Origin of the sequence: Marinobacterium aestuarii (assembly GCF_001651805.1) — a bacterium.
In the GTDB taxonomy this organism is placed as follows: domain Bacteria; phylum Pseudomonadota; class Gammaproteobacteria; order Pseudomonadales; family Balneatricaceae; genus Marinobacterium_A; species Marinobacterium_A aestuarii.
Genome location: NZ_CP015839.1, coordinates 460,754 through 486,896 on the forward strand (window position 1 = coordinate 460,754; position 26,143 = coordinate 486,896).

At 60.3% G+C, this 26,143-nt stretch carries 20 protein-coding genes; 13 read left to right on the forward strand and 7 right to left on the reverse strand.

The annotated features are described in order from the left end of the window. Positions 1 to 71: 71 nt before the first annotated feature. The 3 genes from gltB (at position 72) to A8C75_RS23505 (ending at position 6,366) form a co-directional block, all read left to right on the forward strand. Positions 72 to 4,526 carry a glutamate synthase large subunit gene (gltB, locus tag A8C75_RS01990; protein ID WP_067377365.1) on the forward strand — a complete coding sequence of 1,485 codons (4,455 nt, stop codon included), beginning with the start codon at positions 72 to 74 and terminating at the stop codon, positions 4,524 to 4,526. A 128-nt stretch (positions 4,527 to 4,654) separates the two neighbouring features. After that, positions 4,655 to 6,088 (forward strand): FAD-dependent oxidoreductase, encoded by a 1,434-nt coding sequence (locus A8C75_RS01995; RefSeq protein WP_067377367.1) that lies wholly within the window; start codon positions 4,655 to 4,657, stop codon positions 6,086 to 6,088. A 128-nt stretch (positions 6,089 to 6,216) separates the two neighbouring features. After that, positions 6,217 to 6,366 carry a hypothetical protein gene (locus tag A8C75_RS23505; protein ID WP_157890196.1) on the forward strand — a complete coding sequence of 50 codons (150 nt, stop codon included), beginning with the start codon at positions 6,217 to 6,219 and terminating at the stop codon, positions 6,364 to 6,366. Here A8C75_RS23505 and putP read toward each other — a convergent pair. From putP to A8C75_RS02015, 4 genes are all read right to left on the reverse strand, one after another. Further along, entirely contained in the window at positions 6,348 to 7,838 is a 1,491-nt protein-coding gene (putP, locus tag A8C75_RS02000) for a sodium/proline symporter PutP (RefSeq protein WP_067377370.1), read from the reverse strand. The two genes, A8C75_RS23505 and putP, sit on opposite strands and share 19 nt — an antisense overlap. A gap of 99 nt (positions 7,839 to 7,937) precedes the next feature. Then, positions 7,938 to 8,642 (reverse strand): hypothetical protein, encoded by a 705-nt coding sequence (locus A8C75_RS02005; RefSeq protein WP_067377373.1) that lies wholly within the window; start codon positions 8,640 to 8,642, stop codon positions 7,938 to 7,940. 29 nt (positions 8,643 to 8,671) lie between these two features. After that, complete coding sequence (gene putA, locus A8C75_RS02010; RefSeq protein WP_067377376.1) at positions 8,672 to 11,782, reverse strand: bifunctional proline dehydrogenase/L-glutamate gamma-semialdehyde dehydrogenase PutA; 3,111 nt, start codon at positions 11,780 to 11,782, stop codon at positions 8,672 to 8,674. Between the two features lie 225 nt (positions 11,783 to 12,007). Then, complete coding sequence (locus A8C75_RS02015) at positions 12,008 to 12,778, reverse strand: AraC family transcriptional regulator (protein WP_067377379.1); 771 nt, start codon at positions 12,776 to 12,778, stop codon at positions 12,008 to 12,010. Positions 12,779 to 13,007: 229 nt separating this feature from the next. On the opposite strand from A8C75_RS02015, the gene hemE reads away from it, so the two are divergent. Then, positions 13,008 to 14,072 carry a uroporphyrinogen decarboxylase gene (gene hemE / locus A8C75_RS02020; protein ID WP_067377382.1) on the forward strand — a complete coding sequence of 355 codons (1,065 nt, stop codon included), beginning with the start codon at positions 13,008 to 13,010 and terminating at the stop codon, positions 14,070 to 14,072. Positions 14,073 to 14,111: 39 nt separating this feature from the next. Next, positions 14,112 to 14,774 (forward strand): carbonate dehydratase, encoded by a 663-nt coding sequence (gene can / locus A8C75_RS02025; RefSeq protein ID WP_067377384.1) that lies wholly within the window; start codon positions 14,112 to 14,114, stop codon positions 14,772 to 14,774. A gap of 65 nt (positions 14,775 to 14,839) precedes the next feature. Here the strand turns inward: can and A8C75_RS02030 are convergent, their stop codons facing one another. Next, positions 14,840 to 16,111, reverse strand: a complete 1,272-nt coding sequence (locus tag A8C75_RS02030) for an O-acetylhomoserine aminocarboxypropyltransferase/cysteine synthase family protein (protein WP_067377387.1) — start codon at positions 16,109 to 16,111, stop codon at positions 14,840 to 14,842. 149 nt (positions 16,112 to 16,260) lie between these two features. Between A8C75_RS02030 and radA the strand changes: the two genes are divergently transcribed. After that, positions 16,261 to 17,634, forward strand: a complete 1,374-nt coding sequence (gene radA, locus A8C75_RS02035) for a DNA repair protein RadA (protein ID WP_067377390.1) — start codon at positions 16,261 to 16,263, stop codon at positions 17,632 to 17,634. A gap of 75 nt (positions 17,635 to 17,709) precedes the next feature. Here the strand turns inward: radA and A8C75_RS02040 are convergent, their stop codons facing one another. Together A8C75_RS02040 and ettA are read right to left on the reverse strand one after the other, a co-directional pair. Next, entirely contained in the window at positions 17,710 to 18,030 is a 321-nt protein-coding gene (locus A8C75_RS02040) for a hypothetical protein (protein ID WP_157890197.1), read from the reverse strand. 176 nt (positions 18,031 to 18,206) lie between these two features. Beyond that, positions 18,207 to 19,865, reverse strand: coding sequence for an energy-dependent translational throttle protein EttA (gene ettA, locus A8C75_RS02045; protein ID WP_067377396.1), 1,659 nt, complete (start codon positions 19,863 to 19,865; stop codon positions 18,207 to 18,209). Positions 19,866 to 20,195: 330 nt separating this feature from the next. On the opposite strand from ettA, the gene glyA reads away from it, so the two are divergent. From glyA to nusB, 7 genes are all read left to right on the forward strand, one after another. Then, complete coding sequence (gene glyA / locus A8C75_RS02050) at positions 20,196 to 21,452, forward strand: serine hydroxymethyltransferase (RefSeq protein ID WP_067377399.1); 1,257 nt, start codon at positions 20,196 to 20,198, stop codon at positions 21,450 to 21,452. A 264-nt stretch (positions 21,453 to 21,716) separates the two neighbouring features. Beyond that, the gene (nrdR, locus tag A8C75_RS02055) at positions 21,717 to 22,193 is read left to right on the forward strand and encodes a transcriptional regulator NrdR (protein WP_067377401.1); all 477 of its coding nucleotides are present in this window, start codon (positions 21,717 to 21,719) and stop codon (positions 22,191 to 22,193) included. Continuing rightward, positions 22,193 to 23,344 carry a bifunctional diaminohydroxyphosphoribosylaminopyrimidine deaminase/5-amino-6-(5-phosphoribosylamino)uracil reductase RibD gene (gene ribD, locus A8C75_RS02060; RefSeq protein WP_067377404.1) on the forward strand — a complete coding sequence of 384 codons (1,152 nt, stop codon included), beginning with the start codon at positions 22,193 to 22,195 and terminating at the stop codon, positions 23,342 to 23,344. The genes nrdR and ribD overlap by 1 nt, the downstream gene beginning before the upstream one ends. Continuing rightward, on the forward strand, positions 23,344 to 24,030 hold the full coding sequence (locus tag A8C75_RS02065) for a riboflavin synthase (protein WP_067377407.1): 687 nt from the start codon (positions 23,344 to 23,346) through the stop codon (positions 24,028 to 24,030). The genes ribD and A8C75_RS02065 overlap by 1 nt, the downstream gene beginning before the upstream one ends. A 24-nt stretch (positions 24,031 to 24,054) precedes the next feature. Continuing rightward, the gene (gene ribBA, locus A8C75_RS02070; RefSeq protein ID WP_067377410.1) at positions 24,055 to 25,170 is read left to right on the forward strand and encodes a bifunctional 3,4-dihydroxy-2-butanone-4-phosphate synthase/GTP cyclohydrolase II; all 1,116 of its coding nucleotides are present in this window, start codon (positions 24,055 to 24,057) and stop codon (positions 25,168 to 25,170) included. Between the two features lie 12 nt (positions 25,171 to 25,182). Further along, positions 25,183 to 25,656: a 6,7-dimethyl-8-ribityllumazine synthase gene (ribH, locus tag A8C75_RS02075; RefSeq protein WP_067377414.1), complete on the forward strand. Its 474-nt coding sequence runs from the start codon at positions 25,183 to 25,185 to the stop codon at positions 25,654 to 25,656. Positions 25,657 to 25,663: 7 nt separating this feature from the next. Continuing rightward, complete coding sequence (gene nusB, locus A8C75_RS02080) at positions 25,664 to 26,140, forward strand: transcription antitermination factor NusB (protein ID WP_067377417.1); 477 nt, start codon at positions 25,664 to 25,666, stop codon at positions 26,138 to 26,140. Positions 26,141 to 26,143: the final 3 nt, after the last annotated feature.

The following is a 26,143-nucleotide window of genomic DNA, read 5'->3' on the forward strand; positions in this document are numbered from 1 at the left end:
AGTTGTGCGGCTGCGGTGACTAGGTTGGTGATAACGTATTGATACAAAAGAACTTTTAAGTGAGATTGGCTATGAGCAAAGGTCTGTATCGCCCCGGTGAGTTCAAGGATAACTGTGGTTTTGGGCTAATGGCTCACATGCAGGGCAATCCGAGTCATGACCTGCTTGAGAAGGCCATCGAAGCGTTGGCGTGTATGACCCATCGTGGTGGTATCGCTGCAGATGGCAAGACCGGCGACGGTTGCGGTCTGCTGATGCAGAAACCTGACTCTTTTCTGCGTGCCGTAGTGCAGCAGGAACTGGGCATTGTGCTGCAGGAACAATACGCGGTGGGCATGGTATTTCTGCCCAAAGCGGCGGCGCAGGCAGATGCTGCGCGCAAAATTCTTAATACCGAACTCCAGGCTCAGGGCCTGGAGGTTGCCGGCTGGCGCGTGGTTCCCACGGACGAAAGCTGCCTGGGGCCCATTGCCCGGGATACGCTGCCACTGATCGAGCAGGTGCTGATCAATGCCAACGGCAAAACCGAACAGGAACTGACGATCAGTCTGTTCGTTGCCCGTCGCAAGGCTGAAATTGCCCTCAGCGACGATGAAGACTTCTATATATGCAGCCTGTCCGACAAGGTACTGTCCTACAAGGGCCTGACCATGCCGGTAGATTTGCCAGTGTTCTACAAGGACCTGGCTGACCCGCGACTTGAAACGGCGGTCTGTACCTACCATCAACGCTTCTCCACCAATACGGCGCCGCGCTGGAAGCTGGCTCAGCCTTTCCGGTTTCTGGCCCACAACGGTGAGATCAACACCATTGAAGGCAACCGCAACTGGGCTCGTGCCCGGTCGCCGAAGTTCGCCACCGAGCTGCTGCCCAACCTCGAAGAGCTGCAGCCGATCGTCAATACCAGTGGTTCGGATTCCTCCAGCATGGACAACATGCTCGAGTTCCTGATGGTAGGCGGCATGGATATCTACCGTGCTGTGCGCATGATAGTGCCGCCGGCCTGGCAGAACGTCGAAACCATGGACACCGAGCTGCGGGCGTTTTACGAGTTCAACTCCATGCATATGGAAGCCTGGGACGGCCCCGCCGGCATGGTCATGACGGACGGCCGTTATGCCGTCTGCATGCTGGACCGTAACGGCCTGCGTCCATCGCGCTGGGTCATGACGCGTCAGGGGTACATCTGCACCGCCTCCGAGATCGGCGTATTCGATTACAAGCCCGAAGATATTGTGGCTCAGGGCCGTGTTGGGCCGGGTCAGATTCTGGCTATCGATACCCAGACCGGTGATGTGCTGCATACCGCTGATGTCGATAACGACCTCAAGCAGCGTCATCCCTACAAAAAGTGGCTGAAAGAGAACTCACTGCGTCTTGAAACCACCATGAACTTCACCGAAGAGTCGCGCTCGTTCACCGAGATGTCGGCCGATGAAGTTAAAACCCATATGAAGATGTTCCAGGTGACGTTCGAAGAGCGTGACCAGATTATCCGCCCGCTCGCCGAAACGGCCATGGAAGCGGTGGGTTCCATGGGGGACGACAAGCCGATGGCGGTGTTGTCCAGCCGCATTCGCTCGCTCTATGACTACTTCCGCCAGCAGTTTGCGCAGGTGACCAACCCGCCCATAGATCCGCTGCGTGAAGCTATCGTCATGTCGCTTGAAACCTGCATTGGCGCCGAGCGAAATGTGTTTGAAGATACGCCAGAGCATGCGCGGCGCGTAATTTTGACCACGCCGGTGCTGTCGGCGAGCAAGTTCTACCGTATTCGCGATAACGATGTGCCGGGCTTTGGCGTGGTCTGTATTGACCTGAACTACGATCCGGCTACAGGCCTGGAACAGGCGTTGCATGATCTGTGCGATCGGGCCGAGCAGGAAGTACGCAGCGGTAAGGTGCTGCTGGTACTGTCTGATGCCGAGATTGAAAAGGGCAAGCTGCCGCTGCACGCGGCGCTGGCGACGGGTGCTGTACACCACCGTCTGGTGGAAAAGGGCCTGCGTTGCGATGCCAACCTGATTGTTGAAACCGGCACGGCCCGCGACCCGCATCACTTCGCCGTGCTGTTCGGCTTTGGTGCTACCGCGGTCTTCCCGTACCTGGCCTACCGCGTGCTGAACGATCTGTGCGCCAGTAACGAGCTGCAGATGGCGCCGCTGGATGCCCACGAAAACTACCGCAAGGGCATCAACAAGGGCCTGCTGAAGATCCTGTCGAAGATGGGTATCTCCACCATTGCATCCTATCGCGGTGCCCAGCTGTTTGAAGCCATAGGTCTGAGCTCCGAGATCGTGAATCTGTGCTTCAAGGGTGTGGTCAGCCGTATCGAAGGCGCGCGTTTCAGCGACTTCGAATTTGAACAGGCGCAGCTGGCGAAGGAAGCCTGGACGGCCCGCAAGCCGATCCAGCCCGGCGGCCTGCTGAAGTACAAGTTTGATGGTGAATACCACGCCTACAACCCGGATGTGGTTGTGGCAATTCATGAAGCGGTAGCCAGCGGCGATCCGGCCAAGTATCAGCGTTATGCGGATCTGGTGAACAAGCGCGGCATTGCCACCCTGCGTGACATGCTGTCACTGCGCACTGATACCAAGTCGATCCCGCTGGATCAGGTCGAACCGGTGGAAAACATCTTCCCGCGCTTTGACTCCGCGGCCATGTCCCTGGGCGCGTTGTCACCGGAGGCACACGAGTCTCTGGCGGTGGCCATGAACGAGCTGGGCGGCCGTTCCAACTCCGGTGAAGGTGGTGAAGATCCGCTGCGCCACGGCACCATGAAGCGCTCCAAGATCAAGCAGGTGGCCTCGGGCCGTTTCGGTGTTACGCCGGAATACCTGATGAGCGCCGATGTCATGCAGATCAAGGTTGCCCAGGGTGCCAAGCCCGGTGAGGGCGGCCAGCTGCCGGGCGGCAAGGTCAATGAACTGATCGCCCGTCTGCGCTTCTCGGTGCCGGGTGTGACCCTGATTTCACCGCCGCCGCATCACGACATCTACTCGATCGAGGATCTGGCACAGCTGATCTTCGACCTTAAGCAGATCAATCCAGAAGGCCTGGTGTCGGTCAAGCTGGTATCCCGTCCAGGTGTCGGCACCATTGCCTGCGGCGTGGCCAAGGCCTATGCGGACCTGATCACCATCTCCGGTTACGATGGCGGCACGGCGGCATCGCCGCTGACCTCGATCCATTACGCAGGCTCGCCCTGGGAACTGGGTCTGGCGGATGCGCACCAGTCTTTGCGTGGCAACCAGCTGCGCGGCAAGATTCGTCTGCAGACAGACGGCGGCCTGAAAACCGGCCTTGATGTCATCAAGGGCGCGATTCTGGGCGCCGAGAGCTTTGGTTTTGGCACCATGCCGATGGTGGCGCTGGGCTGCAAATACCTGCGCATCTGCCACCTGAACAACTGCGCCACCGGCGTGGCGACTCAGAACGACGATCTGCGCCGGGACCACTTCCGCGGTACCGTGGAAATGGTCAAAAACTACTTCCGCTTCGTGGCTGAAGAAACCCGTCAGTGGATGGCGCAGCTCGGTATACGCACACTGGAAGAGCTGGTCGGCCGGGTTGACCTGCTGACCCTGCTCGAAGGTGAAACGTCGCGTCAGAAAGGTCTGGATCTGAGCCCCATCATCAGCGATGGCGGCGTGCCGAGCGAGTACCCGCATACGGTACAGCAGAGCCGCAACGAGCCGTTCGATAAGGGCGAACTCAACAGCGCCATGCTGGAACTGGCGGGCGAGGCGATTGACGCCAAGCGCGGCGGTGACTGGGAACTGGCGATCTGCAACTGCGACCGTTCAGTCGGTGCCCGCACCTCCGGTGCCATTGCCAAGCGCTACGGCAACAATGGCATGGCGGAGGAGCCGGTCACCTTCCGTTTCCGTGGTCATGCCGGTCAGTCCTTCGGTGTCTGGAACGCCGGCGGTCAGAACCTGATCCTGGAAGGCGATGCCAACGACTATGTCGGCAAGGGCATGGCGGGCGGCAAGCTGGTGCTCTATCCGTTCAAGGAAGTCACCTTCAAGTCCAACGAAACCGCGATCATGGGCAACACCTGCCTCTATGGCGCCACCGCCGGCAAGCTGTTCGCGGCCGGCAGTGCGGGTGAACGCTTCGCGGTGCGCAACTCCGGCGTACACGCGGTGGTAGAAGGGGCTGGCGATCATTGCTGTGAATACATGACCGGCGGTCTGGTGACCGTACTGGGCGCGACCGGTTACAACTTCGGTGCGGGCATGACCGGCGGTTTTGCCTATGTGCTGGATCTGGAAAACAACTTCGTGGACAAGTACAACCACGAGCTGGTCGAGATTCACCGTATTCACACTGAGCAGATGGAAGTCTACAAGAACCACCTGCGTTCGGTAATCATCGAATTCGTCCGGGAAACGGGCAGTCAGTGGGGGCAGGAGATTGTGGATAACTTCTTCGATTACATCCCGCGCTTCTGGCTGGTCAAACCCAAGGCTGCGAGCCTGAACGCCTTGCTGGATAACATGCGCAAGCGTCCGGAATAAAAACGCCACTTTATCCCTCGGGTCAGGCAGGCCCCACACAGTCGAGCTGTGTCGGATCTGCCGCGATTCTTTGATGACAGTTTAACGAGTGCCCGCCGCTGGCGGGTGCCCAAGAAGAGGTGGGGACTATGTCTAACCGTCTGAGTAACGATTTCCAGTTTCTCGATGTGTCCCGTGAAGGGCCGGGCAAAATCAATGCCGAGGTCCGCAAACACGAGTTTGCCGAGATTTACGATCCGTTCAAGCCGGAGGATGTGGCTGATCAGTCCCATCGCTGCCTGGACTGTGGCAACCCCTATTGCTCCTGGAAGTGTCCGGTGCACAATCACATTCCGAACTGGCTCAAGCTGATTTCGGAAGGCAACATTCTGGAAGCGGCCGAGCTGAGTCACCAGACCAACTCGCTGCCCGAAGTCTGTGGTCGTGTCTGCCCGCAGGACCGTCTGTGTGAAGGCGCCTGTACCCTGAATGATGGCTTTGGTGCCGTGACCATAGGTTCGGTGGAGAAATACATCACCGATACCGCTTTCGCCATGGGCTGGAAGCCGGATATGTCCAAGGTGGTGCGTACCGACAAGAAGGTCGCCATCATAGGTGCGGGCCCGGCGGGTCTGGGCTGTGCCGATATCCTGGTGCGCAACGGTGTCACCCCGGTGGTATTCGATCGCCATCCCGAGATCGGCGGTCTGCTGACGTTCGGCATTCCCGAGTTCAAGCTCGAGAAGGATGTCATGAAGCGTCGTCGCCGCATGTTCACCGAGATGGGTATTGAATTCCGTCTGAACACCAACGTCGGTACCGATATCACCATGGCGCAGCTGATCGAGGAATACGATGCCGTCTTCCTCGGTATGGGCACTTACACCTACATGAAGGGTGGTTTCCCGGGTGAAGACCTGGAAGGTGTTTTCGATGCCTTGCCCTTCCTGATTTCCAACGTCAATCATTGCCTGGGATTCGAAAAGGATCCGGCGGAGTATATCGACATGGCGGGCAAGCGGGTTGTGGTACTCGGCGGTGGTGACACCGCGATGGACTGTAACCGTACCTCGATTCGTCAGGGCGCCCAGAGCGTGATCTGCGCTTATCGTCGTGATGAGGCCAACATGCCGGGTTCGCGCCGTGAAGTCGAGAATGCCAAGGAAGAGGGTGTCGAGTTCCTGTTCAACCGTCAGCCGGTTGAGATCGTCGGCGAAGCGGGTCGTGTTGTCGGCGTAAAGCTGGTGACAACTCGTATGGGTGAGCCGGATCAGAACGGTCGTCGTCGCGCCGAAGTTGTACCGGGTTCTGAGGAAGTGCTCGAAGTCGATGCGGTGCAGGTTGCCTTTGGCTTCCGCCCGAGTCCTGCCCCCTGGTTGGCAGACTTCGATATTGCGCTGCATGAAGACGGCCGAGTTCAGGCGGATCAGAAGCCCAAGATAGAGGGTCGTTTCCCGTTCCAGACTACTAACGCCAAGGTGTTCGCCGGTGGTGACATGGTGCGTGGTTCGGATCTGGTCGTAACGGCCATCGCTGAAGGCCGCGATGCGGCTGAAGGCATCCTGGATTACCTCGACGTCTGATTCTACCGCGCTGTCTTTTAAAGCCGCCTTCGGGCGGCTTTTTTGTGGATATGAAGAAGTTTGAGGGGCTCGGGCTTGGCACAAACCCTGCTCCTGTGCATCCCTGCACTCGCAGGATAAGTACGTCCATGTACAAAAAAAGGCAGCCCGGAGGCTGCCTGCAAACAGAGCGTGAGATTAAAGCCGGCATTGAGCGGGATTGTGCGATCCCGCGTCTGCCAAGTGGCCGCACGCCCGGGCGTGCGGCGCTGATCAACGCTTACAGCTTGCTGCTGTAAGCGTCGAAACGGGCCTGGACCGATGCCGGTGGTGCACTGGTCGCCAGAGTTGCAATGATGATTGCCAGGGTCGCGAACAGGATGCCCGGGACGATTTCATACAGATCATAGATGCCGCCGGACAGCTGTTTCCAGACCACTACTGTGATGCCGCCGACCAGGATGCCGGCCAGAGCGCCGCCGCGGTTCATGCGTTTCCAGTACAGCGCCAGGATCAGAGTCGGACCAAAGGCGGCACCGAAGCCTGCCCAGGCGTAGGACACTAGGCCCAGCACCGTGCTGTCCGGGTTCATCGCCAGTGCCAGGGCGACGATCGACAGGGCGATAACGGCCAGGCGGCCGACCATCACGATCTCTTTCTGGCTGGCATCTTTGCGGAACAGATTGCGATAGAAGTCTTCTGCCAGGGCGGAGGACGACACCAGCAGCTGGGAATCTGCGGTACTCATGATGGCCGCCAGGATAGCCGCCAGCAGAATGCCTGCAATAACGGGGCTAAACATGGCATTGACCAGCACCATAAAGATGGTTTCGCCATCACCCAGGCTGCCGCCCATGCTGGCATCCACGTAGACGATGCCGGTCAGGCCGACCAGGAAGGCACCGGCCATGGCCAGGCCCGACCAGATCACGGCGATGCGCCGTGCCGTAGGTACAGCGGCGTTGTCGCGAATACCGGCAAAGCGCGCCAGAATATGGGGCTGGCCGAAATAGCCCAGTCCCCAGGCCGCCAGGGAAACAATGGCAATCCAGGTGAGAGGTTCGCCGCTGGCGTCGTTCCAGATGGTCAGCAGCTCGGGGTTCTTGGCTTCCAGTGCCGAGAAAAGCTCGGTGATGCCACCTTCGGTCTGCATGGCGACAACCGGCACGATCAGCAGGGCCGCAGCCATCAGCAGACCCTGCACCAGGTCGGTCCAGCAAACGGCCAGGTAGCCGCCGAACAGGGTATAGGAGACGACCGCAACCGTGCCAACAATGACCGCGATGCTGTAATCCAGCCCGAACACGGTTTCGAACAGCTTGCCGCCGGCGACTAGGCCGGAGCTGGTGTAAAAGAGGAAAAACAGCAGAATGAAGAAGGCTGAAATCACCTGGATCATCTTGCTCTTGTCTTCAAACCGGTTGGAGAAAAACTCCGGCAGCGTCAGGGCATCGTCTGCCTCGAAGCTGTAGGTGCGCAGGCGCTTGGCCACCAGCAGCCAGTTCAAATAGGTTCCCAGCAGCAGGCCACCGCCGAGCCATACGGCTTCCATGCCGGCGGCAAAGGCATAGCCGGGCAGGCCCAGCAGCAGCCAGCCGCTCATGTCGGAGGCGCCGGCCGAAAGCGCCGCAGGCCAGGGGCCCAGCGAGCGCCCACCGAGGAAGTAATCCGATGAGCTGGCTGTGCGCCGGTAGGCGTAGAGCCCGATGCCTAGCATCATTATCAGGTAAACGATAAAGGTGCCGATAATAGCGGCATTGTTTTCAATCATAAATTTGCGCCTCGTTGATAGCTCGCCTTAACAGGCAGCGTTGTTATTGTAGTCTTCGGTCGGTCGGAGGATGGCCAGCGGAGCAGAGTGATTCTGCAATTATTCGGCCAGACTCCCCAGCTCCAGCAGGGTGGCGTTGCCGCCAACTGCGGTGGTGTTGGTGCTGCAGACCTGCTCGGTAATAAAACGGTACAGATACTGTTCGCTGCCAATCAGTGACAATCCGGCAGCATCGGTTTCGGCAACCAGCTGCACCAGCACGCCGTCACGGCTGCAAAGCTGACGGTTCAGTTCCCGTGCGGTGTCGTCATCGCACACGCAGGCAATGCCGGCCAGCGACGGACACAGGCTCAGTTGCAGTACCGACTCGGCACCTTCGAGCAGTTGTGCCACGGCGGCCGGGCAGCTGCCTGCACTCAGCTGGCGCAGCAGGTCGCGGCAAAAGCCGTTCTGGCTGGCATCGGGCGCCAGCAGTACGACGTTGCCGCTGATCAGGGCTGCCACCAGCTGACCGACCATGGCCGTCTCGCTGCTGCGCTGATCGCCGGCAATGATATAGAGGCCGCGTCCGCTGGTGGAGAGTAGATTGGACTCGCCCGTGGGGCCCTGCATTTCCAGCGGGGCATCGATCAGGCGCAGGGCCTGGTCGATCTGCCACTGGGCCATGGAGGCCTGCTCCTGTGCCAGCTGGGCGACAAAGTGCTGCAGCAGCTGGGCGCGGCCGGCAACGCCGAGTCCGTTCCAGCCTTCCCAGGCACTGAGCGCGGACTGGGCAGCCTGGACGAGTTGAGTCTGTTTAATCATGGTGGTCACTCCTATCGCTATTCGGGGGCTCAGAGCGCAATTTCGCGCGTAAAACGCGGCAGGTAGCGTGGACCGCCGGCCTTGGGGCCGGTGCCTGAAAGACCCTGGCCGCCGAAGGGCTGTACACCCACAACTGCGCCAATCTGGTCGCGATTAATGTAGATGTTGCCGACGCGGGTGCGGCGGGCAATGTGTCGGGTGGTTTCTTCGTTGCGGCTGTGTACGCCCAGAGTCAGGCCATAGCCGGTGGCGTTGATGGCATCGATCACCTTATCGAGCTCGGATGCCTTGTAGCGCACCACGTGCAGGATGGGGCCGAACTGCTCGCGTTCAAGTACAGCGATATCGCTGATCAGGAAGGCGGTCGGGGCCACAAAGGTTCCCTGGCTGGCGCTTTGCGGCAGTGGCGTCTGGCCAATCAGCTGGGCACTGGCCTTGAGTTTCTCGATGTGAGCCAGCAGACCCTGCTGTGCCTTGAGATCGATCACGGGGCCTATGTCGGTGCTGTGCAGGCTGGGGTCACCCACAACCTGCTGTGACATGGCGCCGCGCAGCATCTCGATGATGCGATCAGCCACATCTTCCTGCACGTACAGCACGCGCAGAGCGGAGCAGCGCTGTCCGGCGGAGGCGAAGGCGGAATGCACCACATCGCGCACCACCTGTTCGGGCAGGGAAGTGGAGTCGATGATCATGGCATTCTGACCACCGGTTTCGGCGATCAGGGGTACGATTTCGGCATCGCGCTGGGCCAGCGAACGGTTGATCAGCTGCGCCGTTTCGGTGGAGCCGGTGAAGGCCACGCCGGCAATGCGCGGGTCGCGGGTCAGGGGGGCACCAACGCTGGCGCCGTCACCCGGCAGCAGGGCGATGGCATTGGCCGGAATACCGGCCTGCAGGGCCAGTTCAACGGTACGGCAGGCAATCAGGCTGGTCTGTTCGGCGGGCTTGGCGATAACGCTGTTACCGGCTACCAGGGCGGCGCTGACCTGGCCGAGGAAGATGGCCAGCGGGAAGTTCCACGGGCTGATGCAGACGAACACACCGCGGCCATCGAGGCGGTACTGACGGTCCTTGCCGGTGAAGGCGGTGCCCAGTAATGGCTGTCCCAGGCCGCGACGGGCCTGAACGGCGTAGTAGCGGCAAAAATCCACGGCTTCACGGACTTCGTCGATGCTGTCCTGAATGGTCTTGCCCGCTTCCAGGTGACAGAGTGCGACCAGTTCAGCCAGGTTGTCTTCCAGCAGGTCAGCCAGACGCTCCAGACAGGCGGCACGGGTATTGACCGAGGTGGCATTCCAGCTGACAAAACCGTCACTCAGCAGGTCCAGGGCTTCGCTGACGTCCTGGGCGCTGGCCCAGTGCATCTCGCCGACACGGATGTTGTGGTTCTGCGGTGCCAGTACCGGGTGTACCTGCTCGGTCTTGCGCTGGCTGCCACCAATGATGGGGCCGCCGTTCCACTGCTGCTGCATAAAGCCATCGACCGCCTGTTTGAAGGGCGCCCACTGGCTGTCGATTTCGATGTTGGGGCTGAACGAGTTGCGACGTTCGTCACCGTACAGATCCCGCGGCAGCGGAATATGCGGGTTGGCGAGGGAGGCGCGGTTGGTCAGGGTTTCCACCGGGTGGTGGATAAGGTCGGCAATCGGATGCCGGGCATCGACCAGGCGGTGCACGAAGGAGCTGTTGGCCCCGTTCTCCAGCAGCCGGCGTACCAGGTACGGCAGCAGGTCCTTGTGGCTGCCCACCGGTGCATAGATACGCACGCTGACGGAATGGTTTTTCAGCACCCGGTTGTACAGGGCATCACCCATGCCGTGCAGACGCTGGAACTCGAAGTCGTCGTGCTCTGACATGGCCAGGATGGCCGCCACTGTATGGGCATTATGGCTGGCAAACTGGGGGTAGATCTTGCCGCGCACAGGCGCGCTCAGCAGAAAGCGGGCGCAGGCCAGATAGGCGGTATCTGTGGCTTCCTTGCGGGTATACACCGGGTAGCCGTCGATGCCGCGCTGCTGACACAGTTTGATTTCCGAGTCCCAGTAGGCGCCCTTCACCAGACGTAGCGGGATGCGGTCGCCCTGTTCGCCAGCCAGACTCGCCAGCCAGGTCAGTACCGCAAGGGCGCGTTTGGAATAGGCCTGTACCACCAGGCCGAAGTTGCCCCAACCGGCGCAGGCGGGGTCGCGGTAGAGTTTTTCAAACAGCGTGAGGGACAATTCCAGCCGGTCCGCCTCTTCGGCATCGATGGTAATGCCGACATCGAGTGCGCGCGCCTTGTCGATCAGCTGCAGTACGCGCTGGTAGAGTTCATCCATGACGCGGGTCTGCTGGCCGACTTCGTAACGCGGGTGCAGCGCCGAAAGCTTGATCGAAATGGTGGGTCTGGCGGTCTTGCCGTCGCCATAGGTATCGCGGCCCACGGCCTCAACGGCACGGACATAGTCGGCGAAGTACTTGTCGGCATCCCTGTCGGTAAGGGCCGCTTCGCCCAGCATGTCAAAGGAGTAGGTGTAGCCCAGGTCGCGGGACTTGCGGCCGCGCTTGAGCGCCTCGCCGATATTGCGCCCCAGTACAAACTGGTGACCCATGACCTTCATGGCCTGGTACATGGCCTTGCGGATGACGGGCTCGGAGAAGCGGTTGACCAGACGGTTGATAACGTTGGCCGGTGTGCCATCGTCCTTTTCGTCCATGGTCACGACCTTGCCGGTCAGCAACAGGCCCCAGGTGGAGGCGTTGACGAACAGGGAATCGGAGTTCTTGAGGTGCTTTTTCCAGTCGGCAACGCTGAGCTTGTCGCGGATCAGGGCATCGGCGGTGTCGGCATCGGGGATGCGCATCAGCGCCTCGGCCAGACACATCAGCAGAATGCCCTCACGGGTATCCAGGCTGTATTCCAGCAGCAGGGCGTCGATCATGTGAATGGCGGCGTCGTCGGCCCGCACCTGTTCGATCAGGTCGGTCGCGCCCCGGGTAGTACGTTCCAGCTCTGCATCGCTGGGCTGGGCCAGCGGCAGCAGTTCCTGCAGCCAACGGGTTTCATCGATCGCATAGAGTGGCGATATTTCCGTCCAGAGTTCGGCGGACGGGCGGGTGATGAAGTCCGGGTTTAGAACATCAATGGCCTTGAACATGATCGGGTACCTCACTGTCCTGCGTTAAACAAGGACGGGCTGCGGTTTTCGGGAGCCTGTGGATAAGTCAGCACGGGGGCTGGCTCAGGGGCCTGGGAGTCCTTGGTTTCGTCTCCCTGGCGATAACGAGCCGTGCCGAGTGCATCGGCGACTAACCACACTTTAGTGACAGTCGAGCCTGAGGTCTTACCGGAAGCTCCGGAAGTTTTGTCGAAAAATCCGGTCTCAGGGCGTTTGGAAGGCGGTTTGCTGACGGTAACGCGCAGGTGTTTCGCCAAAATGGCGCCGAAAGGCATGGGTGAAGGCACTCTGATTGGCAAAGCCGCATTGCTCGGTTGCATGGGATACAGAGTAGCCCTGTTCCAGCAAAGTGCGGGCCGCCGTCAGGCGTTTTATAAGCAAAAACTGGTGCGGTGTCATGCCGGCCTGGCGCTTGAACAGCTCGTGGAACTGGCTGCTGCTCAGACAGGCGACAGCGGCCAGGTGTGCCACGCTGATCTTGCGCTGCAGGTTGAGCTGAATGTATTCATTGATCAGATCCAGGTCCAGCAGGCCGGGTTTGCGGGCCGGCGCCCGGGTGGCGATATGGTTGCCCAGGGTGCAAATCAGCATATTGCTGCAGGCCCGTGCCAGCATGGGGTCATTGGGATACTGGCGGATTTCCCGGCTGACCGCATTGGCCAGTACCTGCAGATGGCTGTTCATGTCGAAGTAGGCCGCCTGGTCGAACAGCCGGTTGATGCGCTCGCGTTCTTCGCGCGAGACACTCTGGCTGGTGGCCAGGTTGATGACCAGGATGCTGTTGCTGCCAATGCCGCAGAACGCATGGGCAATGGATGAAGGCACCACGCAGCCCATACTCGGGCTGACCCGCTGGCCAAGCCCTTCGAGTTCAAATGCAGTTTGGCCCTCCAGCCCGAGGACGAGTTGATGGTAGCCGTGATCGTGGCTGTGGGCGCTGTCGGGCAGGGTGAGAATATCGGCGGCTTTGACCATGCTGGTGTGTTACGGGTTAGCCTTTGTTATGAGTGACTCGCCGGGGTCTCCGGGCTGGTCAGGAATTAGTCCAGTATACCGGTGACGCCACTTCAGCAACACCGTTGTGGCGCGGTCCACGCAAGCTTGTTCGGCTCTGCGGGTTGCGATGACAGTTGTATGCGCATTTTTTGTCGGAAAACGCTAAAATGGCGCGATTATTTTGCCCGCTAACTGATGGCTGATCCCGATGGCTGAATTGAAGAACGACCGTTTTTTGCGAGCGCTGATGCGCGAACCGGTAGACGTAACCCCGGTGTGGATGATGCGCCAGGCCGGGCGTTATCTACCTGAATACCGCGCCAGCCGGGCGCACGCCGGTGATTTCATGAGCTTGTGCAAGAACCGCGAGCTGGCCTGTGAAGTGACCCTGCAGCCGCTGGAACGTTTCGATCTGGATGCAGCGATTCTGTTCTCCGATATCCTCACCATTCCGGACGCCATGGGCCTGGGTCTTTACTTCGAAGCTGGCGAAGGCCCGCGGTTTCGCAAGGTGATCCGCAGCGAAGCCGATGTTGCGGCGCTGCCGGTGCCGGATGCGGCCTCTGACCTGGACTATGTTATGGCGGCGGTACGCGAGATTCGCGGCGCCCTGGGTGGCCGAGTGCCGCTGATCGGCTTTTCCGGTAGTCCCTGGACCCTGGCCACCTATATGGTTGAAGGCGGTTCGAGCAAGGATTTCCGTCATATCAAGCAGATGATGTACAGCACACCAGAAGTGCTGCATGCGCTGCTCGATAAACTGGCGCAGTCGGTGATCAATTACCTGAACGAACAGATTCTCGCCGGCGCCCAGGCCGTACAGATTTTCGATACCTGGGGCGGCGTGCTCAGCGGCCCCATGTACCGCGAGTTCTCGCTCAACTACATGCAGAAAATCTGCGCCGGCCTGTTGCGCGAGCACGAAGGTCGCCGCGTGCCGGTGATACTCTTTACCAAGAATGGTGGTCAGTGGCTGGAGTCGATTGCCGATGCCGGTGCTGATGCGCTGGGGCTGGACTGGACCTGTGATATTCAGGATGCGCGCCGCCGTGTGGGTGACCGCGTCGCCCTGCAGGGCAATATGGACCCCTCAGTGCTTTATGCACCGGCGGCCCGCATCAGGGCCGAGGTCGAGACCATTTTGTCGGGCTTTGGGCAGGGGAACGGCCATGTGTTCAACCTGGGTCATGGCATTCACCAGTTTGCGGACCCGGAAAAGGCGCGCGTATTTGTGGATGCGGTGCACGAACTCAGCGGCCGCTTCCACGCCTGATTCTTAGCTGAATTTATTAGTCCTGTAACGGAGTCGTTCATGAAGCAATTAAAGAAGCTGTTTGAGCAGAACCGTGCCTGGTCGGAGCGTATTTCCAGGCAGAACCCGGATTTTTTCCCCACCCTGGCCAAGCAGCAGGCGCCGGAGTACCTGTGGATCGGCTGTTCCGACAGTCGGGTGCCGGCCAACGAAATCATCGGGCTGTTGCCGGGCGATGTCTTTGTACATCGCAACGTGTCCAACCTGGTGATACACACCGACATGAACTGCCTGTCCGTGCTGCAGTACGCGGTGCGGGTGCTGAAGGTGAAGCATGTGATGGTGGTGGGGCATTACGGTTGTGGCGGCGTCAAGGCGTCGCTGGAACCGTCCCAGCTGGGCCTGATCGATAACTGGTTGCGCCATGTGCGCGATGTGTACTTCAAGTACCGCGATATTCTCGAGCAGTGGAATGGTGACGAGAAGTTCAAGCTCGACCGTCTGTGCGAGCTGAACGTCATCGAGCAGGCGTATAACGTCTGCAACACCACCATGGTGCAGGAGGCCTGGAGCAACGGCCAGGAACTGTGTATTCACGCCTGGGTTTATGGTCTGGACAGCGGTGTGCTGCAGGATCTCAATTTCTGTGTCAGCAGTCCCGAAGAAATCGATGCGCTGCAGCAGCAGGCGGTGGAGGCTATCGCTGCCAAGAAAATCCCCTGATTCGTCAGCCTTTTCACGGCAATATTCAACAGGAGCGGCCCGCGAGGGCCGCTCCTGTTTTTATATCAGGCCTTGGCCAGCGCCTGTTGCAGGTCGGCCAGCAGGTCATCAATGTGCTCGATGCCGATCGACAGGCGCACGGTTTCCGGTTTCACGCCGGCAGACTTCAGCTCTTCATCGTTGAGCTGGCGGTGGGTGGTTTCCGCCGGGATTGACGCCAGTGAGCGGCAATCGCCAATATTTACCAGTCGGATGAAAAGATTCAGCGCATCGTAGAAATGGCGGGTACCCTCGCGGCCGCCGTGCAGGCCAAAACTGAGAATGCCGGATGCCTTGCCGTTCATGTACTTGCGCGCCAGGGCGTGATCCTTGTGGCTTTCAAGGGCGGCGTAACTCACCCACTGCACCGCCTTGTGGCCCTCCAGGAAGCGGGCGATCTGCAGCGTGTTGTCACAGATGCGCTCCATGCGCAGCGCCAGGGTTTCAATGCCCTGCAGCAGCAGGAAGGCGTTCATCGGCGACAGGGCTGCGCCCATGTTGCGCAGCGGCACCACGCGGCAACGGCCGATAAAGGCCGCCGGGCCAAAGGCCTCGGTGTAGACCACGCCGTGGTAGGACGGGTCCGCTTCGTTGAGCAGCGGAAATCTATCCTTGTGATCGGCCCAGGGGAAGTTGCCGCTGTCGATCACCAGGCCGCCAATGGAGTTGCCGTGACCGCCGATGTATTTGGTGGCGGACTGCACCACTATATCGGCGCCCTGTTCGATGGGGCGCCACAACAGCGGGCTGGCTACGGTGTTGTCCACGATCAGCGGGATGCCATGGCGGTGCGCCACTTCGGCCAGCTTTTCGATATCGGCGATGCTGCCGGACGGGTTGCCGATACTCTCGCAGAACAGGGCGCGGGTGCGATCGTCAATCAGGCGTTCGATGCCGGAAAAATCGTCCTTGTTGACGAAATTGACCTTGATGCCCTGGCGCGGCAGGGTGTGGGCAAAGAGGTTGTAGGTGCCGCCGTAGAGCTCGCTGGTGGAGATGATGTTGTCGCCGGTTTCCGCCAGGGTCTGGATGCTGTAGGTAATTGCCGCCATGCCGGATGCGACCGCCAGGGCTGCAACGCCGCCTTCAAGTTCGGCGGCACGCTTTTCCAGCACGTCGTTGGTCGGGTTCATGATGCGGGTGTAGATATTGCCGGGCACCTTGAGGTCGAACAGATCGGCGCCATGCTGGGCATTGTCGAACGCGTAGGCGGCGGTCTGGTAAATGGGTACCGCGACGGCGCGGGTCGTTGGGTCCGGCTCATAGCCGCCGTGTACTGCGATTGTTTCCAGTTTCATCGCTCGTAATCCTTTATTGTTGGCTGCAAACAGAGTCCGGAGTGTAACGCGTTGCTGCAGTATTGAAACCCCGGGGCTACAGCGTTTGGGTGTGACGCCCGGCAGCGGTTAGAATGCCGGCATTGATAGCTGGCTCAGAGGATTTCGCCATGGCCAAGGCCAAGACTGCCTATGTCTGCAATGACTGCGGAGCGGATTACAACAAGTGGCAGGGGCAATGCGGCGCTTGTAGCAGCTGGAATACGCTGACCGAGGTGCGCCTGGCGGCGGCGGGCACGGCTGCGCGCTCGCCCCGGTTCGAGGGCTATACCGGCGCCAGCGATGCCGGCGGCAAGGTGGTCAGCCTGTCGGAGGTGAATCTGGGTGAGATGCCGCGCTTTTCCACCGGCACCAATGAGCTGGACCGGGTATTGGGCGGCGGCCTGGTGCCGGGCTCGGCCATCCTGATCGGCGGCCATCCGGGGGCCGGCAAGAGTACGTTGCTGCTGCAGGTCATGTGTCATCTGGCGGCTCAGAAGCCTGCGCTCTACGTCACCGGCGAGGAATCGCTGCAGCAGGTGGCCATGCGTGCCCAGCGCCTCGGGCTGGAGGCCGGGCAGCTGAAAATGCTGTCAGAAACCTCGGTGGAGGCCATCTGTCAGATCGCGCAGCAGCATCAGCCCAAGCTGATGGTCATCGACTCTATCCAGGTGATGCATATGGCCGATGTGCAGTCGGCGCCGGGCTCGGTGGCGCAGGTGCGCGAAAGCGCGGCCTACCTGACGCGCTATGCCAAGCAGACCGGCACAGTGCTGCTGCTGGTCGGGCATGTGACCAAAGATGGCAGCCTGGCGGGCCCCAAGGTGCTGGAGCACATGATCGACTGTTCACTGCAGCTTGAAGGTTCGTCCGACAGTCGTTTTCGTACCCTGCGGTCCCACAAGAACCGTTTTGGGGCGGTGAATGAGCTGGGTGTCTTTGCGATGCTGGAAAACGGCCTGCGCGAGGTGCGCAATCCCAGCTCGATCTTCCTGAGTCGTTCCGATGAGCCCAGCCCCGGCAGTGTGGTGATGGTGGTATGGGAAGGCACAAGGCCGTTGCTGGTGGAGATCCAGGCGCTGGTGGATCAGAGCCATATGGCCAACCCGCGGCGGGTGGCGGTGGGGCTGGAGCACAATCGCCTGGCCATGCTGCTGGCGGTGCTGCACCGCCATGGCGGGCTGCAGACCGGCGATCAGGATGTCTTTGTCAATGTGGTCGGGGGTGTCAAGGTGCTCGAGACCGGGGCTGACCTGGCGCTGCTGCTGGCGGTGGTGTCGAGCTACCGCGACCGGGCGTTGCCGCCGGGACTGATGACCTTCGGCGAAGTCGGACTGTCGGGTGAGATTCGTCCGGTGCCCAATGGTCAGGAGCGTATTCGAGAGGCCGCCAAACACGGCTTCAAGCGGGCGATAGTCCCCAAGGGCAATGTGCCCAAAACGCCGCCAGCGGGTATGGAGGTTATTGGTGTGACGCGTTTGTCCGAAGCCCTGGATGCACTTTAAGCGCGGGCTGAGTCGCTATTGAATGTGGCTCAGGCTATAAAAAGGCGCCCTTGGGCGCCTTGGGTGTTAAACGGCCTAGTCCGGGTCTGGAGTAAAGGAGGGGCTCGAGTCATCGTCGGTATCGGCGTAGCCCGCGCCAAGCCCCAGATCCCAGGCGCGGGTTCCATAATTATAGCCGGCGGTAACATCCACATAGCTGCTGTCGAACAGGTAAGTCGCGCCTATGTTGGGGCGCCAGCTGCGGCTGCTGAAAACGTAATCCAGTCCCAGGGACGCCGCGGCTTCGTCCTCGTCGTCACTGGAAAAAGCCTTGATGCCCAGTGCCAGTCCGTTGCCACCAAATACGTAGGTCAAGCCTGCACCGACGCCAACATCAGCCGTTGTCACTGCGGACATGCCTGCCAATGCGAGTCCTAGTGCCCATTGTTTCAAGTGTGTTGTACCCATGTTTGTATTCTTCCCAGAGGAGCCTGATGGTCGGCTAAGCATAGTGGAGAAATGCCTTGGCTGCCGGTATGAAAAAGCCACCGGCTCCAGGGGAGGCGGTGGCTTTTCAGGGCAGCGGTTGCTGCTTAGTTCATACGCTTGTACTTGATGCGCTCGGGCTGGTGTTCCTTGCCGTAGCGACGCTTGTAGTCGTCCTGGTACTCGGTGTAGTTGCCTTCGAAGAACTCCACCTTTGACTCGCCTTCGTACGCCAGCATATGGGTGCAGATGCGGTCGAGGAACCAGCGGTCATGGGAAATGACCACCGCGCAGCCCGGGAAGCCGAGGATGGCGTCTTCCAGTGCCCGCAGGGTTTCGATATCCAGGTCGTTGGTCGGCTCATCGAGCAGCAGGACGTTGCCGCCTTCTTTCAGCAGCTTGGCCATGTGCAGGCGGTTGCGTTCACCCCCGGACAGGTCTTTCACCAGCTTCTGCTGATCGCCGCCCTTGAAGTTGAAGCGGCCGCAGTAGGCGCGGGACGGTGTCTGGTAGTTGCCTACGGTGATGATGTCCTGGCCGTCGGAGATCTCGGCGAAAACAGTCTTGTCGCCGTTCAGATCCCGGTCCTGATTGACGTAGGCCAGCTTCACGGTGGAGCCAATTTCGATCTCGCCGCTGTCTGGCTTCTCGGCACCGCTGATCATGCGGAACAGGGTTGATTTACCGGCGCCGTTACCACCGATGATGCCGACGATGGCGCCCTGGGGAATGGAGAAGCTCAGGTCTTCGATCAGTACCTTGTCGCCGTAAGCCTTGGAGATGTTGCGGGCTTCGATGACCTTTTCGCCCAGACGCGGGCCAGGTGGAATGTAGATTTCCTGGGTTTCGTTGCGGGTCTGGAACTCGCGGGAGTTCATTTCCTCGAACTGTTTCAGGCGCGCCTTGGACTTGGCCTGGCGGCCTTTCTGACCCTGACGCACCCATTCCAGCTCGGAGGATACGGCCTTGTGGTGGGCCGCTTCCTGCTTGGCTTCGGCCTGGAGGCGGCTTTCCTTCTGTTCCAGCCAGGAGGAGTAGTTGCCTTCGTACGGGATGCCGCGACCACGGTCGAGCTCCAGAATCCAGCCGGCGGCATTGTCGAGGAAGTAACGGTCATGGGTGATGGCTACCACGGTGCCGGGGTATTCCTGTAGGAAGCGCTCGATCCAGGCCACGGACTCGGCGTCCAGATGGTTGGTCGGTTCGTCCAGCAGCAGCATGTCGGGCTTGTCGAGCAGCAGGCGGCACAGGGCCACACGGCGGCGCTCACCCCCGGACAGGTGTTTTACTTCGGCATCCCAGGCGGGCAGGCGCAGGGCATCGGCGGCGCGTTCCAGGGCGTTTTCCAGGTTGTGACCGTCTTTGGCCTGGATCAGGTTTTCGAACTCAGCCTGTTTCTTGGCCAGCTCATCGAAGTCGGCATCGGGTTCGGCGTAGGCGGCATAGACGGCGTCCAGGCCTGACAACGCAGCCTTTACATCGGCAACGGACTCTTCGACGATCTCGCGCACGGTCTTGCTGTCGTCGAGCTCCGGTTCCTGCGGCAGGTAGCCGATGTTGAGGTTGGGCATCGGGCGGGCTTCGCCGATGAATTCCTTGTCGACGCCGGCCATGATGCGCAGCAGGGTGGACTTGCCCGAACCGTTGAGGCCGAGTACGCCGATCTTGGCGCCGGGGAAGAAGGACAAGGAAATATTCTTGAGGATTTCACGCTTCGGCGGTACGACCTTGCCGAGGCGATCCATCGAAAACACATATTGAGCCATGGGATCAGAGCCTGTCGGTTGAAATTCTGCAATGGCGACGATTTTAGCTGATCGGGGCAAGCGAATGCTAACCCGATCTTGCAGCGGCTATGGTACCTGGCACGGCGCTAGCCCCAAAACGCCTGCTAGCAGGCGCTTTGGGGCGCCTTGCATGAAACTCCCTCCGGTTGCGGTGACCCACTTTCAAGTGCGCAGTTGCAGGAGTTTCGACTATAATGGCGCCCTTTTCCGCGGTGCTGCAGCAATCCCGGGCTTGAAACTTTCGAATTTCGGGCCCTTATTGGGGTTCTGGTGTGGCACCGAACAGCCTTTGCACAATTGGGGACAGCTATGTTTAGCAAAGAGATGACCATCGCCGCATTTGACTCGGATCTCTGGTCTGCCATCCAGGCAGAAGAGCAGCGTCAGGAAGAGCACATCGAACTGATCGCGTCCGAGAACTACACCAGCCCGCGTGTCATGGAAGCCCAGGGCTGCGGTCTGACCAACAAGTACGCCGAAGGTTATCCCGCCAAGCGCTACTACGGTGGCTGCGAATACGTCGACATCGTTGAAAATCTGGCGATCGATCGTGCCAAGGAACTGTTCGGTGCCACCTATGCCAACGTGCAGCCGCACTCCGGCTCCCAGGCCAATGCTGCTGTCTTCATGGCGCTGTGCAAGCCGGGCGACACTATTCTGGGCATGAGCCTGGCCCACGGTGGTCACCTGACCCACGGTGCTTCGGTGTCTTTCTCCGGCCGCATTTACAACGCCGTGCAGTACGGTCTGAATGCTGAAACCGGCGAAATCGATTACGCCGAAGTTGAGCGCCTGGCGCTGGAGCACAGGCCGAAAATGATCGTGGCCGGCTTCTCCGCTTACTCCCTTGTTGTCGACTGGCAGCGTTTCCGCGATATCGCCGACAAGGTCGGTGCCTACCTGTTCGTCGATATGGCGCACGTTGCAGGCCTGGTGGCGGCGGGCGTTTACCCGAGCCCGATGGTAGTCGCCGATGTGGTGACCACCACAACGCACAAAACCCTGGGTGGCCCGCGTGGCGGTCTGATCCTGTCGGCCCGTGCCGATGAAGAACTGCAGAAGAAACTGAATTTCGCTGTGTTCCCTGAGTCCCAGGGCGGCCCGCTGATGCACGTGATCGCTGCCAAGGCCGTGTGCTTCAAGGAAGCCATGGAGCCGGAATGGAAAGCCTACCAGGCGCAGGTGGTGAAAAACGCCCAGGCCATGGTCAAGGTCTTCCTGGCCCGCGGCATCGACATCGTCTCCGGCGGTACCGTTAATCACCTGTTCCTGGTTGATCTGATCAAGAAGGACATCACCGGCAAGGATGCGGACGCCGCCCTGGGTCGTGCCAACATCACCGTGAACAAGAATGCGGTGCCTAACGATCCGCGCTCGCCCTTCGTAACCTCGGGTCTGCGTATCGGTACACCGGCCGTCACGCGTCGTGGTTTCAAGGAAGCGGAAGTGACCGATCTGGCCAACTGGATCTGCGATCTGCTGGACGATCTGGATAACGAAGACACCATTGCCCGCGTCAAGCAGCAGGTACTGGATATCTGCGCGCGCTTCCCGGTTTACAAGTAAACCGGCGGCGGCATCCGCGACAGCGACGATAGTGCTGGCGCAGGTGCAAAACGCAGAGCAATTCGGGTAGAATCCGCAGGCGGCTTTTTAGCCGCCTTTTGCTATATGGGCGTTTTGCACAGAGCTTTGCTTGTAAAAGCCACTTTGCAAAAAGTCAGCTGGCACCATGGGCATCTTTGCCCGCACCGCGCCCAAGCGCGGTTATACCTCGGAAGCCGCGTATTTACGCCTTCCCACACGCTCTTTGAATGGCAGGATTCTCCTATGCATTGTCCATTTTGCGGCGCCAATGAAACCAAGGTGGTGGATTCGCGTCTGGTTGCCGAAGGGCAGCAAGTGCGACGTCGGCGAGAATGCATCAGCTGCCATGAGCGATTTACCTCCTACGAAGCGGCCGAACTGCTGATGCCGCGTTTGATCAAGGCCGACGGCATGCGTCAGCCCTTCGATGAAGAAAAACTTCGCGCCGGTGTCCAGCGTGCGCTGGAAAAACGTCCTGTCGGCGTTGAAGCCATAGAAGCGGCCATTAACCGTATCAAGCTGCGTCTGCGCGCCACGGGTGAGCGCGAGGTGCCATCGCGCCTGGTGGGCGAGACCGTGATGGCGGAACTGCGCAAGCTCGACCAGGTCGCCTACGTCCGTTTTGCCTCCGTTTACCGCAGTTTTCAGGATATCAACGAGTTCAAGGAAGAGATCGACCGTTTGTCGTCCCAGACCGATGGACAGGAGGGATCTTCCTGATGCGCTGGAGTTCACAGGATCATGCCTGGATGGCGCGGGCCATTCGCCTGGCACGTGAAGGCCTGTTCAGTACCGATCCCAACCCGCGGGTGGGCTGTGTGCTGGTGCAGGGTGACGCGCTGGTAGGCGAGGGCTATCACCAGCGCGCCGGAGAAGGTCATGCCGAGGTCAATGCACTGCGCATGGCGGGCGAGCGGGCTCGGGGCTGTACCGCCTATGTGACGCTGGAACCCTGCAGTCACCAGGGACGTACACCGCCCTGTGCCGATGCCCTGGTGCGCGCAGGCGTAACTCGAGTCGTGGCGGCCATGGTGGATCCGAATCCCCAGGTGGCAGGACGCGGGCTTGAGCGTTTGCGCAGCGTCGGCATCAGTGCCGACAGCGGCCTGCTGGAAGCCGAAGCCCGCAGCCTCAATCCCGGCTTTATCCGCCGCATGGAAACCGGCCGCCCCTGGGTGCGCCTGAAGCTGGCGATGAGCCTGGACGGGCGCACGGCCATGGCCTGCGGCGAGTCCCAGTGGATCACCGGCAGCGCGGCCCGGGCCGATGTACAGCGCCTGCGAGCCCGCAGCTCGGCGATTCTGACCGGGGTAGACTCCATTGTGCTGGATGATTCTTCCCTGACCGTGCGCCCGGCCGAGGCGGGATTCAGCGCCGAAGAAACAGCCGCCATCGGTGAGCGTCAGCCGTTGCGCCTGGTACTCGACAGCCGGCTGCGCATGTCGCCCAGTGCCCGCATTCTGGATCAGCCGGGCCGCACTCTGGTGGTGACCTGCCAGAGCGGGACTCAGGCTGAGGCGGCGGCACTGGTTGCGCGCGGTGCCGAGCTGCTGTGTTTGCCGGGTGCCGATGGCCGGGTCGATCTTGCCGCCCTGCTGGATTGGCTTGGCGCGCAGCAGTGCAACGAGCTGCTGGTGGAAACCGGCGCCACCCTGGCCGGCGCCCTGGTGGCGGCGCAGCTGGTGGATGAAATAGTCGTTTACATGGCGCCCAAACTGCTGGGCTCGGGCGCGCGGCCCTTGCTGGAACTGCCGTTTGAGCGCATGGCGCAGCAGATTCCGCTGCAAGTGGAAGAGATGCGTCAGCTTGGCGCTGATATTCGCTTCACCCTGAAGCCGCAATACCCGCAATCGACACAGGAGCAGCTTTGATGTTTACCGGCATTATCGAGGCCATAGGCCAGATTGCGGCGATCGAGATGTACCAGGGCGACATGCGCCTTTATATACAGACTCGGGAGCTGGATCTGAGTGATGTGAAGCTCGGCGACAGCATTGCCACCAACGGCGTCTGCCTCACCGCCGTTGCCCTGCCGGGGGATGGCTTCTGGGCGGATCTGTCCCGCGAAACCCTGGCGCACAGCCGCTTTGACAGCCTGGCAGTGGGGGAGAAGGTCAACCTGGAAAAGGCCATGATGCCCAGCGGCCGTCTGGGCGGTCATATAGTCACTGGTCATGTTGATGGCGTGGGCCAGATAATGGAGCGGCGCGAAGATGCCCGCTCCATTGTGTACCGTGTACGGGCGCCCAAGGCCCTGGCGCGTTATATTGCCTCCAAGGGGTCGATTACCGTCGATGGCGTCAGCCTTACGGTGAATGCTGTGGACGGTGCTGATTTTGAACTGAACATAGTGCCCCATACCGCCGGTGAGGCCATTACCGGCGCTTATCAGCCGGGCAGGTCGGTGCATCTGGAAGTGGATGTGCTGGCCCGCTACATGGAACGCCTGCTGCAGTTTGCACCCGCCCAGGGTGCTGCAGAGCAAACCGACACAGGGGCACAGCAAGACGGACTGACGCTGGCCAAACTGGCCGAATACGGATACAGCCGGCGCTGAGGCGCCCAATAAGAGAACATATCGATGCAGCTGAATACGACAGAAGAACTGATCGAGGATATTCGTCAGGGCAAGATGGTCGTCCTGATGGATGATGAAGACCGCGAGAACGAAGGCGATCTGGTGATTGCCGCCGAGATGGTGCGGGCCGAGGACATCAACTTCATGGCCACCCATGCCCGCGGTCTGATCTGCCTGACGCTGACCCGCAGCCGCTGCGAGCAGCTCAAGCTGCCGCTGATGGTGCAGAGCAATGGTGCCCAGTTCTCGACCAACTTTACGATGTCTATCGAGGCGGCCACCGGTGTCACCACTGGTATTTCCGCCGCCGACCGTGCCCATACGGTGCGGGTGGCGGTACGTGGCGATGCGGTGCCGGAAGATATTGTTCAGCCGGGGCATATATTCCCGCTGATGGCCCAGCCCGGTGGTGTACTGAGCCGTGCAGGCCACACTGAAGCGGGTTGCGACCTGCCGCGTCTGGCGGGTCTGTCGCCAGCGTCTGCGATTGTCGAGATCATGAATGAAGACGGCACCATGGCGCGTCGGCCCGATCTGGAAAAATTTGCCGAGAAACATGGCCTCAAGATAGGTACTATCGCCGACCTGATTCACTACCGCACGCTCAACGAGCATACGGTAGTACGTGAAGACGAAGGTGTATTGCCCACCGAGTTCGGCGACTTCAACTTTGTGACCTATCGCGATGAAATCCAGAACTGCACGCACCTGGCGTTGACCCAGGGCGAGATCAGCGCTACGGAGCCGACCCTGGTGCGGGTACATATTCGTACCGAAGTGCTGCGCGATGTGGTGGGTGCCTGCCCGGGCGATACCGTGAAATGGACCATGCGCCGTGCGCTGCGCAAGGTGGCGGAAGAAGGCCGGGGCGTGGTGCTGCTGCTGGATGTGGGCAGCAAGATCAACCTGGGCACGGCATTGCAGCAGATGTTGCAGGGGCCGAAGAAGTCCAAGGTGAATGTCAGTGCTTCCGGTGCCTATCTTACGGTTGGCACCGGCTCGCAGATTCTGCGTGACCTGGGCGTGGGCAAGATGCGCCTGCTCAGCTCGCCGATGAAATTTAATGCGATCTCCGGTTTTGATCTGGAAATCGAAGAATACATTCCATACGAAGATTAAGTGGGACTGCCAATGTCTGTGAAAATATATGAAGGTGATTTTGTGAGCTGTGCCGGCAACTACGCTATCGTGGTCGGCCGTTTCAACGCTTTCGTGGTGGAAAGTCTGCTGGAAGGCGCCCTCGATACCCTCAAGCGCCATGGCGTTGAGGAAGACAAGATTCGCGTGATTCGGGTGCCGGGCGCATTCGAAATCCCGCTGGCAGTGCAGCGCGTCGCGGCTCAGAAGAAAGACGATGCCATCATCGCCCTGGGTGCCGTGATCCGCGGTGGTACACCGCACTTTGAATATGTGTCCGCCGAAAGCTCCAAGGGCGTGGCTCAGGTCGCCATGGAATATAATGTACCGGTCGCAAATGGCATTCTGACCGTTAACAGCATCGAACAGGCGATCGAGCGCTCCGGCACCAAGGCCGGAAACAAGGGCGCGGAAGCGGCCTTGTCAGCGCTGGAAATGGTCAGCCTGCTGCGACAACTCGAGGTTTAAGCGCAACATGTCCGACGCTCCTGCTCCTACCCCCAAGCGCAAAAAGGTTTCTCTGACCGAGAAACGCCGTTCCGCCCGCAGCTTTGCGCTGCAGGCGGTCTATCAGTGGCAGATTGCCGGTCAGCCGCTGACCGAAATCGACGCCCAGTTTCGTGTCGACAACGACATGAAAGACACTGACGTGCAGATGTTCTCCGAGCTGCTGCACGGTGTGGCCAAGTCCAAATCCGAACTGGACAAGGCCTTCGAGCCCTATCTGGATCGTGCAGTAAAAGATCTGGATCCCATTGAGCTGGCAGTGCTGCGTATAGGCACCTACGAGCTGATGCAGCGGGTCGAAGTGCCCTATCGCGTGGCCATCAACGAAAGCGTTGAGCTGGCGAAGATCTTCGGCGCGACCGAAAGCCACAAGTACGTCAACGGTGTACTCGACAAGCTGGCTCAGCGCGTACGTTACGCTGAAATCCGCGCCCGCAAGGGCTGACGG